This is a genomic window from Bacillus cereus group sp. BfR-BA-01382, from assembly GCF_022663475.1.
Taxonomy (GTDB): Bacteria; Bacillota; Bacilli; order Bacillales; family Bacillaceae_G; genus Bacillus_A; species Bacillus_A thuringiensis_S.
Map to the genome: position 1 here is coordinate 1 of NZ_JAKUFQ010000364.1, position 273 is coordinate 273.

Consider the following 273-nt stretch of genomic DNA (forward strand, 5'->3'; position numbering starts at 1 on the left):
CCTTGACCTCCTCCGTTATTCGCTGGAGGTGTCGTTCCTTGGCCTCCTCCGTTATTCGCTGGAGGTGTCGTTCCTTGGCCTCCTCCGTTATTTTGTTCATTTTGTTTCTTTAGTTCTTCTTGTTTCTTTTGTTCTTCTTGTTTTTTCAGTTCTTCTTGTTTCTTTAATTCTTCTTGCTTTTTCTCTTCTTCAGTTTTTTGCTGTTGATCTTGTTTTGGTTGCTCCGTTGTATCCGGTACGCTAGTATTTGGCGATGAATCACGTTTTTCACCT

1 pseudogene is annotated in these 273 nt (G+C 41.4%); it reads right to left on the reverse strand.

Features of this window, described 5'->3' with window-relative positions:
• A pseudogene (locus MR160_RS34345) lies at positions 1–273 on the reverse strand (penicillin-binding protein); the annotation flags it as partial.